Annotated in this window: 2 protein-coding genes; both read left to right on the top strand. The window is 63.4% G+C overall.

Features of this window, described 5'->3' with window-relative positions; all coding sequences use genetic code 11:
* Positions 1–109 precede the first annotated feature (109 nt).
* Positions 110–346: a hypothetical protein gene (locus EXE45_RS20610; protein WP_199233687.1), complete on the top strand. Its 237-nt coding sequence runs from the start codon at positions 110–112 to the stop codon at positions 344–346.
* A partial coding sequence (locus tag EXE45_RS20605; RefSeq protein WP_199233686.1) for a hypothetical protein occupies positions 343–614 on the top strand: 272 nt, incomplete at its 3' end. The genes EXE45_RS20610 and EXE45_RS20605, both read left to right, overlap by 4 nt.

The following is a 614-nucleotide window of genomic DNA, read 5'->3' as shown; positions in this document are numbered from 1 at the left end:
AAGAGGCGGCGGCGTAGGGCCGAGCCGAGCGGGCGACGGCGGCGGTCCCCTGCCTCGAAACCCCTCGCTCGTGTGAATCTTTTTTTAGTACGGGGGCGTGGTCCCGACCGTGCCGACACTCGACGTCGAACTGAACGGGGAGGCGGTCCACGACATCGACGCGCCGGACTCGTTCGTCACCGACGGGCCGTTCCGTGGGGGATCGTCGTCCACAACCCGCGTGGTGACTCCATCGCGGAACACGACGAAGACTACACGACCTACGACCAGCTCTGGACCTACGAGGCTGGCGAGGATCTGTACGTCGCCCCGCTTCGGGAACTGGACACCGTCCTGCCTGAAGTGATCGATGAACAGACCAGTCCCGCTTCCACGGTCCCCGAGTTTAATCAGGACGATGTCGTCGGTATCGTGAAGCTCGGTAGCGGTGAAACGCGAATCGTCCCCGAAGGGTACACGTACGACGCCAACGACGACGGCACCGCTGAAACGTTCTCGGAGAGCGGCTCGGGGGACTTCGTGCCGCTTGGCCGTGTGGATCACGTCCCGACTGGCACCCGTATTCAGGAAACCTACGGCAAGCGGATTCACACCCGTCTGGACAACGACGTGTT

The sequence above is a fragment of the Halorubrum sp. SP9 genome, from assembly GCF_005435015.1.
GTDB classification, from domain to species: domain Archaea; phylum Halobacteriota; class Halobacteria; order Halobacteriales; family Haloferacaceae; genus Halorubrum; species Halorubrum sodomense.
Note: the sequence above shows the minus strand (reverse complement) of the source record. Positions and strands in the feature narration are given on the sequence as shown.